The 17,638-nt window shown below is 45.2% G+C and carries 11 protein-coding genes, 2 tRNA genes and 2 rRNA genes (1 of these 15 running past the window's edge); 9 read left to right on the top strand and 6 right to left on the bottom strand.

All coding sequences use genetic code 11. From position 1 onward, the window contains the following. Positions 1–284: 284 nt before the first annotated feature. Positions 285–725, top strand: coding sequence for a peroxiredoxin (locus P2A85_RS23810; protein WP_340523081.1), 441 nt, complete (start codon positions 285–287; stop codon positions 723–725). Between the two features lie 5 nt (positions 726–730). On the opposite strand, the gene P2A85_RS23805 is transcribed toward P2A85_RS23810, so the two are convergent. Next, complete coding sequence (locus P2A85_RS23805) at positions 731–886, bottom strand: hypothetical protein (RefSeq protein ID WP_371113623.1); 156 nt, start codon at positions 884–886, stop codon at positions 731–733. Between the two features lie 85 nt (positions 887–971). Here P2A85_RS23805 and P2A85_RS23800 point away from each other — a divergent pair, with 85 nt between their 5' ends. From P2A85_RS23800 to P2A85_RS23785, 4 genes are all read left to right on the top strand, one after another. Continuing rightward, positions 972–3,626 (top strand): C39 family peptidase, encoded by a 2,655-nt coding sequence (locus tag P2A85_RS23800; RefSeq protein ID WP_377475835.1) that lies wholly within the window; start codon positions 972–974, stop codon positions 3,624–3,626. A gap of 190 nt (positions 3,627–3,816) precedes the next feature. Continuing rightward, on the top strand, positions 3,817–4,560 hold the full coding sequence (locus P2A85_RS23795; RefSeq protein ID WP_377475834.1) for a helix-turn-helix transcriptional regulator: 744 nt from the start codon (positions 3,817–3,819) through the stop codon (positions 4,558–4,560). Between the two features lie 3 nt (positions 4,561–4,563). Continuing rightward, the gene (locus tag P2A85_RS23790; protein WP_377481671.1) at positions 4,564–4,713 is read left to right on the top strand and encodes a helix-turn-helix transcriptional regulator; all 150 of its coding nucleotides are present in this window, start codon (positions 4,564–4,566) and stop codon (positions 4,711–4,713) included. 342 nt (positions 4,714–5,055) lie between these two features. After that, a complete protein-coding gene (locus P2A85_RS23785; protein WP_377475833.1) occupies positions 5,056–5,853 on the top strand; it encodes a hypothetical protein in 798 nt (265 codons plus the stop codon). 286 nt (positions 5,854–6,139) lie between these two features. Here the strand turns inward: P2A85_RS23785 and P2A85_RS23780 are convergent, their stop codons facing one another. From P2A85_RS23780 to P2A85_RS23760, 5 genes are all read right to left on the bottom strand, one after another. Continuing rightward, on the bottom strand, positions 6,140–7,039 hold the full coding sequence (locus P2A85_RS23780; protein ID WP_377475832.1) for a glycosyltransferase: 900 nt from the start codon (positions 7,037–7,039) through the stop codon (positions 6,140–6,142). Positions 7,040–7,054: 15 nt separating this feature from the next. Beyond that, positions 7,055–9,343, bottom strand: a complete 2,289-nt coding sequence (locus P2A85_RS23775) for a hypothetical protein (RefSeq protein ID WP_377475831.1) — start codon at positions 9,341–9,343, stop codon at positions 7,055–7,057. Positions 9,344–9,391: 48 nt separating this feature from the next. Next, the gene (locus P2A85_RS23770; RefSeq protein WP_377475829.1) at positions 9,392–10,753 is read right to left on the bottom strand and encodes a serine hydrolase; all 1,362 of its coding nucleotides are present in this window, start codon (positions 10,751–10,753) and stop codon (positions 9,392–9,394) included. A gap of 195 nt (positions 10,754–10,948) precedes the next feature. Beyond that, positions 10,949–11,404: a transposase gene (locus P2A85_RS23765; protein WP_377475828.1), complete on the bottom strand. Its 456-nt coding sequence runs from the start codon at positions 11,402–11,404 to the stop codon at positions 10,949–10,951. Positions 11,405–11,606: 202 nt separating this feature from the next. Beyond that, positions 11,607–13,475, bottom strand: a complete 1,869-nt coding sequence (locus P2A85_RS23760; RefSeq protein ID WP_377481667.1) for a protein kinase — start codon at positions 13,473–13,475, stop codon at positions 11,607–11,609. Positions 13,476–14,631: 1,156 nt separating this feature from the next. On the opposite strand from P2A85_RS23760, the gene P2A85_RS23755 reads away from it, so the two are divergent. The 4 genes from P2A85_RS23755 to P2A85_RS23740 form a co-directional block, all read left to right on the top strand. Continuing rightward, positions 14,632–16,122, top strand: a 16S ribosomal RNA gene (locus tag P2A85_RS23755). A 117-nt stretch (positions 16,123–16,239) separates the two neighbouring features. After that, positions 16,240–16,313: transfer RNA gene (locus P2A85_RS23750), tRNA-Ile, on the top strand. Positions 16,314–16,400: 87 nt separating this feature from the next. Then, a tRNA-Ala gene (locus tag P2A85_RS23745) sits at positions 16,401–16,473 on the top strand. A 193-nt stretch (positions 16,474–16,666) separates the two neighbouring features. Further along, a 23S ribosomal RNA gene (locus tag P2A85_RS23740) occupies positions 16,667–17,638 on the top strand (it continues 1,929 nt past the right edge of the window). Together the 16S and 23S rRNA genes with 2 tRNA genes alongside form the textbook arrangement of a ribosomal RNA operon.

Genomic DNA, 17,638 nt, shown 5'->3' with positions numbered 1-17,638 from the left:
CCCTGTCTAATAGCTAAAGTCCTCTCAAAGAGGACTGAAGAACTCATTAGTCCTCTTGAGAGGACTTTAGCTTTGAGGCAGGGGTTTAAACCCCTGTCGGACTGTGGAATGAACCTTAATTTGACACCAATGGGCACTGCCGTATCCTCTATATTATTCCGGTGCAACCGGAATTTATCTTAGAGGCGATCGCAATTTTCAACAAAAGCCTATTACAAAAGCACATAACCAAGTAAAATAAGTTGAGGAACTGCAAGAAAAACCAAACAAGGGAAACCAAAACTATGACTTTACCAGTTGGATGCGCCGCCCCTCAATTTACCGCCAAAGACACCAACGGCAAAACCGTCTCCCTCTCCGAATTCGCCGGTAAAACCGTCATCTTGTATTTCTACCCCAAAGACGATACACCAGGCTGTACCAGACAAGCCCAAAGCTTCAAAGCAGCCTATGAAGAATACAAGGACAAAGATATTGTAGTTCTCGGTGTCAGCCGCGATAACGAGGAATCTCACCAGAAGTTCACAGAAAAATATTGTTTGCCTTTCCAGCTATTAGCAGATGTGGATGGCGCGATTACCAAAGCCTACGATGTCGAAAAAGGTGATTATGCCAAGCGCGTCACCTTTGTCATCGATGGTACGGGCAAAATCATTCAAGTTTTTGAAGGAGAAACCATGAAAGTTGACACTCACGCTCAAGATATTCTGGTAACAATTGTGTAGTTAGGTTAAGTAAAATTAATCATGTCGATCGACAGGTGAATATTCTCGTCACCATAGTTTAGCCGATCGAACTTAAAGGCACTTACCGCCCTGAGACTGAATCTAGGGGCGGTTTTGTTTGCGATCGAGCAGTTATGTTTGATAAAATCAGAATTTATCATTGTGATAGCTGAACAATTACCAAATTTGTGCCAATTTTAAATTAACAGCCAGATTTAACAGCAAACCTAGCTAAGAGAGATTGAGATGACAAACAGCACCAGTATTTTGACCTACTTAGGCCCTCAAGAAATTGAGGCGAATCGAGCCTCCGCCCTAGTGGGTATTTTTGACAAAAATCGAGTGGCTGGGATTTCAGCAACCGAAGGCACAAATGCCCTGAATGTAGAAATAAATTTATCTACAGGTACTTGGAGTATTGGTTTAGCCAAAGGCTTCGACAACCCTGGAATTCGCACATTGCAAGTAAAAGCAACTGATAAAACAGGCAAAGTTATCGGCGAACAAACATTTAATATCAAAGTCAATCCTGCTACTAACTCCGCCCTTCCCTTGTTGATGTTAGTTGTCCTCCAAAATACCAAATTTAAAGCGGGAACAATCGCATCAGCCAGTCTCAATGACCAACAAAAAGCCGACACAATCGCCGGTCAAACCTATCTGCTAGCAGATTATGAGTTAGACGATAGACACCTGAGAGTAGAACTAAATAATCCCATTTCTCCGGTAGGAAAATCTGGCTATTTCTATGAAGAACACGTTTTGCTCACCAAAGGTGCAAAAGTTCTCAGATTCGATCGCACTGACTTACCCACACCCCCACCGGGAATGCAGTTACTTTGGGTAGTCAAAAAAAGTAAATTGAAGCTCAGCCCCGCCGATTCCGCTACCTTATCCTCCAGTCAAAAAGTAGACCTCAGCCAGGGAGAAACCTTCAATATCCTCGGCTATGCTTGCATGGAAAATCATTTTCGAGTCACCTTCGATCGCCCCATACCCAACTTGGGAACTTCCGGTTTTCTGTACTCCCAGCACGTCCAAATTTTGCAAAATGGTCGAGGTATTCCCTATGACAGAAATGCTGTCACCATGACTGTTCTCAAAACTACTGTGTTTAAAAAGCGACCAGCGAATGCAGCGACTCTGCAACCACAGGAAAAAATTACTTTACCAGCGGGAATAATTTACGGAATTAGCGGATTCTCCATCGAACAAGGCCACATTAAAGTCTCTCTTACTGAAAATTTACCGCCCTTTGGTAATACCGGTTTTATTTTTCCCGATTTTGTACAATTTGCCCGCGGTGGCAAATCTTTCAATCCGGCACCAAATTTAACTTATCAAGGTCCGACGGAAGTGTTGCTGAATCAGACGATCGCACTTTCAGGTACTTTTGATAAACAAGAAGCAGTCAAAGTTGAAGTCATAGCCGAGGATAAGCTGCCACTAAACGTCACACTAAACCAAACAGCAGGCACTTGGCAAGTAAATTTAGCCACAGGATTTAGCACGCCTGGAGCTCGGTGGCTGCGACTGCGAGCCACTGATAGCAAAGGCAATGTTACTGGCAGTCAAATCATTTATATTACCGTAAGTTCTGACCCCTTAACTGTCGGCAAAGATTTGACTTTAAAGATAGTTTCTGATACTTTATTTAAAGTAGCTCCAGTGGACTCTTCTCGACTAAACAATCAGCAAAAAATTCTGGTCAAAGCTGGGCAAACTTTGATTGTTAACAAGTACGGATTTATTGACGGCCATCTCAAGGTGGTTTTGGATGCGGCAATTACGCCGATCGGCACTTTTGGCTATTTTTATGAACCCGATGTTCAGCTAGCCAAAGGTACAAAAATTCTCAAATTTGACCTAGCTGATGTACCCAATACTAACATCAGCGCTCAACTTTTGGTAACTCAAACCACCCAGATTAAAGGTGCACCGGAAGATTCACTGAAACTCCCAGCAAATCAGGTGGCTGACCTAATTTTAGGCAGTACCTATGCCATTACTGGCTATGCCTGCATTTTGGGTCATTTTCGGGTAACTCTTGCCGAATCTATTCCTGATTTTGGGAATGTAGGATTTATCTATTGGCGTCACGTTCAAATGAAAAAATTAAATAAAGAAATTACCTTTGACCCCGATGCTTTGACCGTAACAATGTTGCAACCAACGGTGTTAAAAAAACGAGCAGTTGATGCTAACCAATTGAGCGCGACGGAAAGGACTACGTTGCCTCTGGGTCGAGTTTACGGTGTGGAAAGCTACGGTTTGGAAGGAAATCACCTGAAGATTTCTTTGACGGAAGAACTGCCTAATTTTGGCAATACAGGTTTTGTTGTTCCTACTTCTATTCAGTTTAAGCGGGGCGATAAAGTTTTCGACCCAATTCCCAATAATGTGGAATTGAATGTGCCCTATTTTTCTCAGCGCGATAATCCCCGTTTTGATTGGTCTACTTGCAATGTAACTGCGATCGCGATGGTACTTTATTACTATGGCGTTCGTTCTAAGTGGGGCGGACAGTTGGAGGATGAGTTATTGCAGTGGTGTTTTGATTATGCGGGCCAGGGTTCACAAACGGATCATAACGTGCTTTCGGCGCTGATTAAAGCCTATGGGTTCAAGACGAGTTTTAGTACGACTCGGAAATGGGCTGATTTGCGATCGGAATTGTTGAATCGGCGGCCAGTGGTTTTAGCCGGAGATTTTACTGCTTCCGGTCATATTATCACCTTAATTGGTTACAATTCCGACGGTTATATCGTCCAAGATCCGTGGGGAGATGCACTCACTGGTTATAGGGATACTGAGGGTAGAAAGTTGATGTATCCTTACAATTATATGAATCAAGTCGCCGGGCCAGATGGGAATATTTGGGCGCATTTTATCTCGCGCTAATTTAACAGAGAGAGAGGGCGGGGACTCACAGGCACCGCCCCTACAAAAGGGTGGATAAGAGTATTCAAAGTCACCCTTGTTAATCAGGATTTAGGGCGATCGAAACTTGGGTACAAGCTAAAAGTATTGAGATGCGTTTTGTGTGTTTCATAAATATATGATATAGCAACTACCGTAGCAGGTGTAACCTATGTCCTCACAGAAGCCGTTAATTCTGGATTTTGCCCAGACAGACGCGATGAAATCGATTCTCCCGCGTCCCCCAATCCTGTCGAGTCACGGTGCAAATTGGCAGGGAATTCACGTCGAATATCACCGTCAGCCACCAAACGAATCTCCCGAACACTATCTCCAACAACACAGCATTGGCATGATATTCTCTTCAGCTATCGGGGGAGTAGCACTGAACGGGAAACGCTACGGTAGCCAACTGTGCCAAACTGGAGAGATGTTCATCGCTGCTGCTGGTACTGATTTTCAGTCATACGCAGTCGAAGAACAGGAATTTATGGCGATCGCACTTGAACCTACCGACTTCGACAAAACAGTAGACGAATCAACCAATTCCAACCTGATTGAAATTATACCGCACTGGAAAATCAGCGATCCGTTGATTCACGGAATTGGCTGGGCCCTCAAAACCCAACTCGAATCAGGTGGATTAAACGGTACTCTCTATGTCGATGCACTGAAAAACGCGCTTTCAATGCACATACTGCACCGCTATTCGGCACAAAAACCCCATCGGCGAGATTTTGAAGGCGGTCTCGAACCTGTCAAATTGCAGATTGTTATTAACTACATAAACGACTACCTAAACCGAGATTTGCACTTAGCTGAACTTGCTAATTTAGTGGAAATCAGTCCTTATTATTTCAGTCGTTTGTTCAAACAATCAATTGGAGTCACGCCCCATCAATACGTCACTGCGTGACGTATTGAAAAAGCCAAACAGTTGTTGAAAAGGCGAGATTTATCAATAACCTATATCTCGCAGCAAGTTGGGTTTCACGACCAAAGTTATTTTAGCAAGACTTTTAGCAAAATCGTCGGTGTGACTCCTAAGAAATATCGCGATTCACTTTAATAAAGGTAACACCCGCAGTCCGGCAGTCCAGCAGTCCGGCAGTCCGGCAGTCCGGCAGTCCGGCAGTCCGGCAGTCCGGCAGTCCGGCAGTCCGGCAGTCCGGCAGTCCGGCAGTCCGGCAGTCCGGCAGTCCGGCAGTCCGGCAGTCCGGCAGTCCGGCAGTCCGGCAGTCCGGCAGTCCGGCAGTCCGGCAGTCCGGCAGTCCGGCAGTCCGGCAGTCCGGCAGTCCGGCAGTCCGGCAGGGGTTTAAACCCCTGCCTCATAGCAAAAGTCGGTTGAAACCGACTGGTAAATCGAATTGAATTACGATCGATACCAGTCCTCTTTGAGAGGACTTTCGCTATGAGACAGGGGTTTTTAACCCCTGGCGGACTCTCGGACTGTCGGACGATCGAACTGTCGGACTCTCGGACTGTCGGACGATCGAACTGTCGGACTCTCGGACTGTCGGACGATCGAACTGTCGGACGATCGAACTGGCGGACGATCGAACTGTCGGACGATCGAACTGTCGGACGATCGAACTGGCGGACGATCAAACTGTCGGACGATCGAACTGTCGGACGATCGAACTGTCGGACGATCGAACTGTCGGACTCTCGAACTGTCGGACTCTCGAACTGTCGGACGATCGAACTGGCGGACGATCGAACTGTCGGACGATCGAACTGTCGGACTCTCGAACTGTCGGACGATCGAACTGTCGGACGATCGAACTGGCGGACGATCGAACTGTCGGACGATCGAACTGTCGGACTCTCGAACTGTCGGACGATCGAACTGGCGGACTCTCGAACTGTCGGACTCTCGAACTGTCGGACGATCGAACTGTCGGACGATCGAACTGGCGGACGATCGAACTGGCGGACGATCGAACTGGCGGACGATCGAACTGGCGGACGATCGAACTGGCGGACGATCGAACTGGCGGACGATCGAACTGGCGGACGATCGAACTGGCGGACGATCGAACTGGCGGACGATCGAACTGGCGGACGATCGAACTGGCGGACGATCGAACTGGCGGACGATCGAACTGGCGGACTCTCGGACTGGCGGACTCTCGGACTGGCGGACTCACCCAAAGTTTTTGGCATTCTTGAGTCTTTACATTCACCCACCAGTCTGCCGGGGAATTAATTCCCCGTCGAGGGCTACGCGAGGACAGTATGCCGCCCTTGCGTTTTCGGTTTAATTAGGTGGAGCTACTTAAGTAAATCCACCTAATTAAACCTAAGATACAGGTGGCAAAAAAGCTTGCTGTATGAGCATTCTTCCTTCTTCCTTCTTCCTGAAGCGGTTCCTGAGCGGAGTCGAAGGGCAGGATAAACGCAGTCGTTGGGCCTTCTTCCTTCTTCCTGAAGCGTTCCCTGAGCGTAGTCGTTGGGCCTTCTTCCTTCTTCCTTCTTCCTTCTACTTAGCAGTTTCACCCATCTAGTCTCCGAGCCTCATAATCCTTCTTTTCCCATAACAATCCCGCCACGATCGCCACCTGCGACAGGAAAAACAATCCGGCAATTAATAGCTTTTGAATACCTGTTGTGTGTCTCCAGGGATAAGCAAGTAAATTCAAATAAAATGACGGATTTTGTAGTTTCCCTTTAGTCGCAGTTTTAGCAGTAACTTGCTGAAACAAAAAAGCACCTTTACCGTAATTGAATTGCTGTTGCCAAAATTGGTGCAGTGTCAGTTTGTGGGCATGATAGACTATAACTTCGGGAGCATAGATGGCATTATACCCAGAGTTAAGCCACCGATGGCAAAATTCTCGGTCTTCTCCAGCGAAGGAAAAACTTGTCCCAAAGCCACCAATTTTTTGGAAGGATTCAGCCGGAAGGGCAAAATTGTTGGAAGTGAAATATTTGGCGCGATCGGGAATAGCATTATAATAACTGTAAAGGTAGTCGATCAATTGCTGGCTTGCAGTAGAATATATGTTATCAGGAAGGGCATTAATAATTCGACCTCCAATTAAACAATTTGGTGTTTGGGTAAATCTAGTTTCTAGACTTTGCAGCCAGTTAGATGCCACAGTACAATCATCATCTGTAAATACTAAAAATTTGCCTGTGGCTGCACGAGAACCAGTATTTCTTGCTATGGCTGGTCCTGAATTACGTTGGGTTAAAAGTATGAGATTTAAGTTATCTTGAAACGGAGCAACTGTTGATACTAGAGATATTTCGGTACTATCATTAACGACTATAACTTGAAAGCGATCGCGCGGATATTCAAGTTTAGCAAAAGACTGGAGACAAGTCGTCAATTTTTCAGGACGAGCATAGGTAGGAACGATAATTGAAAATAAAATTGGCTCTAGGTTCATTATCACTGATATATTTCAATTTTTCAAACGATACAGCACTGGTTCGGTATTAAAATCTCTACCGAAAACTGGTTCCAGCGGGCCCTCGGCACCAGTCAGCTTAGATAGAGCTTTTCTGGTTACTGCGTCTGTATCAGTCAATGGCCCGAATCCAATTATACTAACCTGATTTTGTCGCAGGTTGTCAATCCATACAGAAAGTCTATCTGTTTTAAAAGGTACATACAAAACTTGCCTATTCAAATTTTTTCCGTAAAAAAGGTAGCTACGACAACTCAAAAAGAATCCAATTTTTTCATTGGGCACAGTATTCTCATTAATATATTCGTCAATACCACGATACAGTGCTGTGCGAGCAACATCTCGCTGTTCCCTCCAATTCCCAATTACTATCAATCCTATACAGATACCAATTATCACTAGGTAATTTAATTTATGCCTGAAAATAGATGGAAATAGATTATTTTGCCAGCCTAAGCGAGGATTTGTTTTTAATAATATCCCAGCCACCACTGAGATTGACACCAGATACAATATCGGGTATATGAAAATATCATTCCAACTGGCAGCTAATATTTTTCCTATAGTCTCAAAAGCTTCTAATGGATTAGACTTAAAACTGTCAATCAGCAAACTTCCCCACACAATACTATCTCCGGTGAAAGAAGCATTTTTAATATAATCAAAAATTGTATTGCTCGTAATTCCCAAAAGACTGCTAATCACCACCACAGTCACAACAAATTGATTGCGAGTTTTCAACAAAGTTGCTGTAGCTGCGGCTGCGATGCCCAGTACACTTAAAAATGGAAATCCGTATCTGAGGTTAAAACCGAGTAGAGGACTTATTTCACCAATCGACTCTCCCCCAGTACCAGAACTGTAAGGTGTAATAAGATACATAATTCCTGTACAGGCAAGCAGTACACTCAATATAATAGTATTTTGATTAATTAGTTTCTTTTTAGCTGTTGTCAAAGCCAGAGGTGCTGCTAATACCTGCAAAACAAGTGCCATAAATGGCACTTGCAATCTAATCATAATTTGCAAGCCGAGAGTTTTCCAGTGATCGATATTGCTAGGATTGAATTGAGCGGCTAAAGTGCTTTGCCAAATCTTGAAATGTGGCGAATCTGGCTGCTTGGGGAGTGCTGGTGTTGGTGGCTTTACTGTGGATGGTATGGTAACTGGTTGTAAAGGAAATTTAATCTCTTTAGTATCAACTATCGGATGATTGATGTGCAACAAATTTCTGCCATACCAAAAACCTCCTAAAAGTAAGAAAAGAACTAGACCACCTAGCAATATAGGCTTGAAAAAATAAATGATTTTAAATTGATTTGGTCTAGGAGTTTTATTAACTACAAATTTATGAATTTCTAAGATTCCTAATCCGGTTAAAAGTGAGACTGCATAGACTAGACCAGTTATTTTGATTCCCGCTAGCATTCCCGTGGCTGCAAAAAAGAGTGCTAGTTCCGACAAAGAACGGCTTTTATAATAAGAAAAGCCTAAATATAAACCAACTGTAAATATGGCAGATAGCGGTAAATCAGGGTGAATCGTGTTAACTTGGTTCAGCATCATTGGCACTGTCAATATCAAAGCTGACGCGGCCATGCCATGAACTCTAGTTGCTCCAAATTTAACACTCAAAAGATACACTGAAAGTCCCTGAATTACCCAAGCAATTAGCAGGGGAAACGCTACTAAAAAATCAGATTTGAAGGGAAACAAACACAAGACAGACAAAATATGCCAATTGTAAGGATATACTCTCGCTTGCTCTTGTTCAAAAATCCAATTACCAGTGGCATCTAATAACGTCAATGAACCTGTTTGATACCATCTGGCAATTGCGGGCAGATGAAACCACAATGAATCATAATTGGTTATCGGTTTAGTTGCGAGATTTCCCAATAGCAAAAATCCCACAAAGCCCACTGAAAAAATAATGAGCCATTCCCATTGATTGCGAGTTTTATTGACGAATAATTGGTGCGGGTTTAGAAATTGAATAATTTGATTGATGAGGGGATAATTTAGGATACAACCTAATATAAATATTCCCAATTCTGCTAAAATAACTCCCGAAATATTTAAGGCATCAAAACTTCCTAAAATCAACCCTGTCGAGACTTGTACAATGCTCCAGCTAGTCACAAAAATGAGGAAAAAATGAAACAATGAATAGTTGATTCTTTCTTGATGATTCAGAAATGCCACAAAAAAACTTAAGGAAATTGGACAGATTAAAATAATTAAAAATAAAATCAATTCCCACAAATGTTGTGCTACGAACATAGCTACAATTTACTCCCTATTTTGATGACTGTGTTTAAATCATGTTCACTAAAAATCGGGGTGGCTGGAAATGTAGTCGGCGATTTTAGCGATCGACTTTCGCATTTCTGTATCGCTGCCACTGGTGTTGTCAATTACAGTGATCACATAGGCTTCACCGTCAATACTCATTGCTAAAGTTGTGCCGAGTACCAGGGAATTTTCTCCAGTTTTTTCACCTAGCCACTGTGCTTTCGTTCCTTGCAAAGCCGCAAATCCCAGATTGCGATCGTACTGTCTGTTGAGAGTTTCCACTAACAGTTTAGCACCGGGTGTTTCGCCGTTGTAAATTTGTACCATCATTTCGGTGAGTTCGTTAACAGTCAATCGGTTCGCACCACTACCAGGGTTACTAGGCATGATCTGTGCTCCCATTAATTTGAAGTTGACACGGGTTACTTTGTAGCCACGATTTGCTAAGAATTCATTGATGTAATCGGAACCCAAGTAATCGATCAGTTGATTGGTGGCAATATTGCTGCTGCGATCGATCATTTCTTCTAACAGTTTCTGTAGCGGGTAATTGCGATCGGACAAAATCTCCGTCGATGAGTCTTCAGTAAAATTACCAGAATCAACAAATACTTGTTTGTTAAGATTGATTTTTTCTTGTGCCACTTTTTGCATCAGGGCCACAGCAATCGGCAGTTTAATTAAACTAGCTGGACTCACCGGAGGTAAATCGCCTCGCAGGTGAACGCAGTCTCTGGAAAGGTGACAAATGCCGATGGAAGCTTGATTCGATAACCCACTTTCCCTGGCAACTGAAGCCAAAAAATCGGATTTTGCTTGTTTGACTTCCAAGCTTGCGGCCGTTAGATTGTTGCGGTATTCTTGAATTTTTGAAGCCGTTAAACTAGCTAAGAATGAATTTTGGGGAACTTCGTACAAATTGTTCAGGGCTTGTTGCCACAGAAATTGAATTTTCTGGGTATATTCGAGGGAATGATTTGGCTCTCGTCCAGCTTCTACCGCTTCGTTCGCTAAACGAACTGCTTGCTGTAAGTTATCGTTAGCCCGCTGTTCTACTAATATTTGAACCTCGACTGATTGCAACTCCTCTATGAGTTTTTCAGGAGTATTCGTATTGAAGGGAACTAACCGGGAAAGTAGAGTTGGTTCGGGAGAGGGAGACGGAGGTTGTTCTAATTGACTGATAATGCGATCGCGGATTTTGTAAAGTTCGTCCAGGGAACGCTGATTTGATGATTGAGAAAATGAACTGGCGATCGTTAATATCTGAATCAGTCCAATTCCAGCCACTACTGCGACAGTCTTGTTTGTCGCCGAGAAAAAACGCTCTATCCCCAGCATGGTCAACTCCTGAACACAACCACACTCAATATAAGCAGCTATGGTTACAAGAGTCAAACCATTTGAGATTTGAGATTTGAGATTTCAGACTGAGGAATGTTATGCAAAAATCAACGGCAATGGTGGCTCAAAAAAGGGCGATCGCTCACAGGCGATCGCCCCACACTATATATTAGAAATCTCTCATCCGCATAACAGGCCCAGACAACCTGTTCAAGACCAGCTTTTTGCGAGACATCTACTATATAGGATCTACTTTCGCCGTCGGCGCCACTCATCGACACCCAAGCGATTCAGGTAGTCCCAGCCACGTTGTGGCCAGACATGAGTGTTACCAGTCTTTTCGGCAATCCAGCGAGCTACTTTGGGCCCAGTCCAATTTCCCCCATCGGGGGCTAACCCTTGTAGCGCTTGTCGCAGTTCTTCTTGCTGTTCTGGATTCAGCAAAGATTTAGCAGGAGGTGGCTGGCGGTCTCCACTGCGGTTTCTCACAGAGTTAGGTCCTTCCCGGTTATAGCGCTGGACAATTTCTTTGGCATAGTCGTAGTTAATACCTATAACTTGAGCCGCTTCTTTGATAGTCCAATTTCTGGAAACCAATAATAGCAAGTGCCAGCGACGGGACTCTGTAGTGTTGTCGGCCTGCCGGTAGCGAATTTTGAGTTCCTCTGCCGTCAGGTGAGATTCTAAGTGGGCTTTAGGTGGCATTCCTCCATCGGGGCATCGGGAACTTCTCTCCATATATCTTTGGCTTTGGCTATTATTCCGGATCAAATCCTGATTCGGAGATATTTGGGCAAATAGAAAGCTTGTTTTACCCCCGATGGTAATCCTTGGGCGACAACCCCCCAAGGACTAGGCTAAGTGGATGGATAAACGTAGTCCTTAGACCTTCTTCCCACTTCTAAAATTACACCCTAACGTTCTGCCAAATCTTAATTGTTTTATCACTACTACCGCTAGCAATCAATTCTCCTTCGGGACTAAAATTAACTGAATAAACGGAATTTGTATGACCGGGAATATTACAAACTTCTTCACCATTTTTGACTTGCCAAATCTTGATAATTTGATTACTACTGCTGGCAATACTCTCGCCATCAGGACTAAAAGCAATGGAATCCACATACCAAGAATGACCTGTAATACTTAAAATTTCTTGCCAATCTTTCACCCACCAAATTTTGATAGTATTGTCGTGACTGCCACTGGCAAGAAACTCTCCGTTGGGACTAAAAGCGATACAGCGCACGCAGTCTGTATGTCCAGTAAGCGTCCGAAGTAGTTTCCCATCTTTGACTCGCCAAATCTTAATTGTTCTGTCCCAACTACTGCTAGCCAAAATTTCTCCATCGGGACTGAAAGCAACAAAATAAACTAAGTTTATGTGACCCGTTAGTGTGCGAAGTTCTTGCCCATCTTTAACTCGCCAAATTTTAATAGTTTTGTCCCAACTACTACTAGCAATAGTTTCGCCATCGGGACTAAAAGCCAATCCATAAACTGAGTTAGTGTGACCAGTAAGGGTGCAAATATCTTGCCCATCTTTCATACGCCAAAATTTGATATTTTTGTCCTGGCTGCTGCTAGCCAGTATCTCTCCATTAGGGCTAAATACTACTGTCTGAACGGAGTTAGTATGTCCGCTCAGGGTAGTAATTTCTGCTGCTGTTTCTACTTGCCAAAGTTTGATAGTTTTGTCATCGCTGGCGCTAGCGATAACTTCTCCGTTTGGGCTGAAATCAACACAGAAAATTAAATTTTTATGACCTGTCAATGTGTGAATACATTGCCAGTTATTAGTCTGTTTTTGGCGCTGATTGTTCTGGTATATAGGTTTATTTGGCTTGGTAATTGTTTGGGGAATTGTCAAATTTAGGGTAGCTTTAGGATTCAAAATTTTTAATACTGCACCCGCCGTTTGATAGCGGCGATTAGTAGCATTTTCAATCATTTTGTCTAAAATTTGACCTAATTCTTCAGAAACTGGGTTGTTGCCTAAATACTGTCGCCATATCCACGTATCTTCACCCGGATCGAACAGGTCAAATGGGGAAACTTGAGTTAGTAAATAAAGGCAAGTTACGCCTAAACTGTATAAGTCGCTGGTGAAAAATGCTTTGCCTCTAGCTTGTTCTGGGGCGATGTATTCGGGGCTACCAATGCTGGTTCCTGTTTTGAGTAATGCTGTACCTGTGGCAATTTTGGCAGCCCCAAAGTCTACTAAAACTAATTGTTGGTCTGGGCGGCGAATTATATTTGCTGGTTTGATATCTCGGTGAATAACATTGTGTGAGTGAATGAAGTGAAGTACGGGCAGTAAGCTATTTAGTAAGTCTTGAATTTGACTCTCTGTGAAAATGCCTTCGGTTTCTACAATTTGCGCTAGGTTTTGCCCGTCGATAAATTCTTGGACTACATATTGTCGGTTGTCTTGGGTGGAATATGCTAATAATTCGGGAATCTGAGGATGTTTGCCTAATTCGTCTAATCGCATTGCTTCTTGTTCAAAAAGTTCGGCTGCTTTTTTGCTGTTGCGATTGCTGGCTGACGGTATTAGTGGCGTTTCCGGGGGTAAAAATTGTTTGATGACGCAGCGAGGCTTTGAGGGTTTGTCTTCGTCAACGGCGAGCAATGTTCTGCCAAAACCGCCTTGTCCTATCGCCTTGAGTGCTCGATAGCGATCGCGCAGCAGCAGTTTCGAGCGACAATTTTTGCATAGTTTGGCTGCGTCGGGGTTTTCTGGCTGGGAACAGTTAGGATTTAGGCAGTAACTCATGGGATTTTGAATTTGGGATTTGAGAGTTGTGACGATCGCGCCTTGAAATATCCCCTTACCGCCAACGCTGTTTGATGTTTCGGCTGGATTGACACGGAAAACTTGTTTAACTCTCGATCGACAATCTTCTCTAGGAGCAGAGTTTACCACGGAGGGAAAAACCTCTGTTGCGAAAGCTCGATCGCGCTTACCGTAGGCTGGTGTCTTTTTTTTTCTAGTAAAGCCAATTTTGTCAAGGCCCGTGAGATGGTGTGTGAGTGGAGAAAGTCCTTCCCAAGGTAAGGCCATCTCAACTGTGGTTTGATTTCCCGGAGCCTTAGCTGGTTTCACTTCATTTTATGCGATCGGTCTTTCGATCGGCATTACCCGGCGGCTACCAAAGTACCATCCTGGGAAGTCAGCTATTTGGGCAGACCTTCACTCCCTTTTCTAATCCATGGACTGCTCGATCTATAAATCTATGGTGTTACCAGGCTCTGTTCCACATCTGCCCCACTTCACTTTTGCTCGCGCCAACGACTTTGATCCGGGACCTAACTTTCTGACGGATCTCGTAAGTATAGGGTTTTGCGTCATCCAAGGGCGATCGACCCACAGCAGCCAAGACTACTTCCCGTTGATGGCATCAATATCTTGACGCTTACTACATATATATGTGTACTGCTAACCTGCGGACATGATTAGTCCCATGATGTTCTACCCATAAAAATGCTATCTACCCAAATCACAGTCCTGCCCAAAAACCCACTTTCCGGGTCATTCTTGAGACTAATGGCGAAAAAGGGATCAGCTTGTAGGATAGCCTAGGGATTCTTAAGAGTTGAAAGGCATACGGTGTATAGGCTAGAAAAAAACTCAAAAATATTTTCACAAAACGCTTGACAACATCTTGCGGAATAAGTATATTAATAAAGCGCCGGAAGGGAAGCGGTTCACTGAACCACAACCGGAAGGTAAAAACCGAACCTAGAAAAAAGAATAGTTTGAAAGCTTAAAGCACTATTAACCTCGTCAAAAAATTAGAGATAGAGAGTAAAAGCAGTAGCTGATACTTAATATCACAAACAACGAGAAAAAAGTCAAGTAAAAAAGAAGGAAACGAGGCATAATCGCCAAAATGACCGAAAAAGAGCTTGACGAGCCGAAAAAACTCAACAACACGGAGAGTTTGATCCTGGCTCAGGATGAACGCTGGCGGTCTGCTTAACACATGCAAGTCGAACGGGTGTAGAAATACATTAGTGGCGGACGGGTGAGTAACGCGTGAGAATCTACCTTCAGGACGGAGACAACAGTTGGAAACGACTGCTAACCCCCGATGTACCGAAAGGAAAAATATTTATAGCCTGAAGAAGAGCTCGCGTCCGATTAGCTAGTTGGGGGGGTAAAAGCCCACCAAGGCGACGATCGGTAGCTGGTCTGAGAGGACGATCAGCCACACTGGGACTGAGACACGGCCCAGACTCCTACGGGAGGCAGCAGTGGGGAATTTTCCGCAATGGGCGAAAGCCTGACGGAGCAAGACCGCGTGGGGGAAGAAGGCTCTTGGGTTGTAAACTCCTTTTCTCTGGGAAGAACAAAATGACGGTACCAGAGGAATCAGCATCGGCTAACTCCGTGCCAGCAGCCGCGGTAAGACGGAGGATGCAAGCGTTATCCGGAATGATTGGGCGTAAAGCGTCCGCAGGTGGCAGTTCAAGTCTGCTGTCAAAGACCGGGGCTTAACCTCGGAAAGGCAGTGGAAACTGAACAGCTAGAGTATGGTAGGGGCAAAGGGAATTCCTGGTGTAGCGGTGAAATGCGTAGAGATCAGGAAGAACATCGGTGGCGAAGGCGCTTTGCTGGACCATAACTGACACTCAGGGACGAAAGCTAGGGGAGCGAATGGGATTAGATACCCCAGTAGTCCTAGCCGTAAACGATGGATACTAGGTGTTGTCTGTATCGACCCGGACAGTGCCGTAGCTAACGCGTTAAGTATCCCGCCTGGGGAGTACGCACGCAAGTGTGAAACTCAAAGGAATTGACGGGGGCCCGCACAAGCGGTGGAGTATGTGGTTTAATTCGATGCAACGCGAAGAACCTTACCAGGACTTGACATGTCGCGAATCTAGTGGAAACACCAGAGTGCCTTCGGGAGCGCGAACACAGGTGGTGCATGGCTGTCGTCAGCTCGTGTCGTGAGATGTTGGGTTAAGTCCCGCAACGAGCGCAACCCTCGTGTTTAGTTGCCATCATTAAGTTGGGCACTCTAAACAGACTGCCGGTGACAAACCGGAGGAAGGTGGGGATGACGTCAAGTCAGCATGCCCCTTACGTCCTGGGCTACACACGTACTACAATGGTAGGGACAGAGGGCAGCCAACTCGCGAGAGAGAGCTAATCCCGTAAACCCTGCCTCAGTTCAGATTGCAGGCTGCAACTCGCCTGCATGAAGGCGGAATCGCTAGTAATCGCAGGTCAGCATACTGCGGTGAATCCGTTCCCGGGCCTTGTACACACCGCCCGTCACACCATGGAAGTTGGCCACGCCCGAAGTCATTACTCTAACCTTTCGAGGGGGAGGATGCCGAAGGCAGGGCTGATGACTGGGGTGAAGTCGTAACAAGGTAGCCGTACCGGAAGGTGTGGCTGGATCACCTCCTTTTAGGGAGACCATCTGAAGACAGACCGAACCTAAACATAAAAGGTCTAGAAGCAGTCATCCCTGGTCGTTCGAGATAATAGAGTCAAAGCTTTCAAACTATTAACGGGTTCAGGTAACGGGCTATTAGCTCAGTTGGTTAGAGCGCACCCCTGATAAGGGTGAGGTCCCTGGTTCAAATCCAGGATGGCCCACCTGGAAACAAGTGAAGAAGTTTCAGTGTTGAGTGAAGGAACCAAAAGTCCTGAATGCAGCCAAGAAAAATGACGCACTAGCTTAGTGGGGGTATAGCTCAGTTGGTAGAGCGCCTGCCTTGCACGCAGGAAGTCAGCGGTTCGAGTCCGCTTACCTCCACTCTCACTCAACCCAGCCCAGAAATAACACAGATGAAGTAGAAATCAGCACCTAGACCAGCCAAAAGCTAGTCGGAATGCTGGAGTCTCGACTCTAGTAAGAACCTTGAAAACTGCATAGAAACAAAGTAATCATCAAACAGGTGAGAAAACTGAGAAATCAGGGTCACCAAAGACCATCAGTAAATGATGTTGGTCAAGTTACAAAGGGCTAACGGTGGATACCTAGGCACACAGAGGCGATGAAGGACGTGGCGACCGACGATAAGCTCCGGGGAGCTGGAAGCAAGCATTGATCCGGAGATGTCCGAATGGGGCAACCCAGTAAGTACCAATTGAATACATAGATTGGTGCGGCGAACCCAGCGAATTGAAACATCTTAGTAGCTGGAGGAAGAGAAAGCAATAGCGATTTCCCTAGTAGTGGTGAGCGAACGGGAAACAGCCTAAACCAGAGGTTTTGACTTCTGGGGTCGTGGGACAGTCATCAACGAACCTTAAAGCTAGACAAAGCAGTTGAAAGCTGCACCAGAGAAGGTGAAAGTCCTGTAGTCGAAAGTAGAGAGGACGTGACTGTATCCCGAGTAGCACGGGGCCCGTGAAATCCCGTGTGAATCAGCGAGGACCATCTCGTAAGGCTAAATACTACTGTGTGACCGATAGTGAACCAGTACCGCGAGGGAAAGGTGAAAAGAACCCCGGAAGGGGAGTGAAATAGAACATGAAACCGTTAGCTTACAAGCAGTGGAAGGACGATTTAACGTCTGACCGCGTGCCTGTTGAAGCATGAGCCGGCGAGTTATAGGCAGTGGCGGGTTAAGACCCTATGGGTTGCAGCCAAAGCGAAAGCGAGTTTGACAAGAGCGTCAGTGTGAAAGCACAAGTCACTGTTTATAGACCCGAACCCGGGTGATCTAACCATGTCCAGGATGAAGCTTGGGTAACACCAAGTGGAGGTCCGAACCGACTGATGTTGAAAAATCAGCGGATGAGGTGTGGTTAGGGGTGAAATGCCAATCGAACCCGGAGCTAGCTGGTTCTCCCCGAAATGTGTTGAGGCACAGCGGTCGAGATGAAGTTGAGGGGTAAAGCACTGTTTCGGTGCGGGCTGCGAGAGCGGTACCAAATCGAGGCAAACTCTGAATACTCAACTGTTGCTCGGCCAG

The sequence above is a fragment of the Microcoleus anatoxicus genome (genome assembly GCF_042465725.1).
Classification (GTDB): domain Bacteria; phylum Cyanobacteriota; class Cyanobacteriia; order Cyanobacteriales; family Microcoleaceae; genus Microcoleus; species Microcoleus anatoxicus.
Note: the sequence above shows the minus strand (reverse complement) of the source record. Positions and strands in the feature narration are given on the sequence as shown.

What these genes read in the sequence shown, in the direction of transcription:
- P2A85_RS23780 (WP_377475832.1), bottom strand. Translation starts at nt 7,039, where the DNA reads ATGAACCTAGAGCCAATTTTATTTTCAATTATCGTTCCTACCTATGCT.
- P2A85_RS23775 (WP_377475831.1), bottom strand. Translation starts at nt 9,343, where the DNA reads ATGTTCGTAGCACAACATTTGTGGGAATTGATTTTATTTTTAATTATT.
- P2A85_RS23805 (WP_371113623.1), bottom strand. Translation starts at nt 886, where the DNA reads ATGATAAATTCTGATTTTATCAAACATAACTGCTCGATCGCAAACAAA.
- P2A85_RS23765 (WP_377475828.1), bottom strand. Translation starts at nt 11,404, where the DNA reads ATGCCACCTAAAGCCCACTTAGAATCTCACCTGACGGCAGAGGAACTC.
- P2A85_RS23785 (WP_377475833.1), top strand. Translation starts at nt 5,056, where the DNA reads ATGAGACAGGGGTTTTTAACCCCTGGCGGACTCTCGGACTGTCGGACG.
- P2A85_RS23810 (WP_340523081.1), top strand. Translation starts at nt 285, where the DNA reads ATGACTTTACCAGTTGGATGCGCCGCCCCTCAATTTACCGCCAAAGAC.
- P2A85_RS23795 (WP_377475834.1), top strand. Translation starts at nt 3,817, where the DNA reads ATGTCCTCACAGAAGCCGTTAATTCTGGATTTTGCCCAGACAGACGCG.
- P2A85_RS23760 (WP_377481667.1), bottom strand. Translation starts at nt 13,475, where the DNA reads ATGAGTTACTGCCTAAATCCTAACTGTTCCCAGCCAGAAAACCCCGAC.
- P2A85_RS23800 (WP_377475835.1), top strand. Translation starts at nt 972, where the DNA reads ATGACAAACAGCACCAGTATTTTGACCTACTTAGGCCCTCAAGAAATT.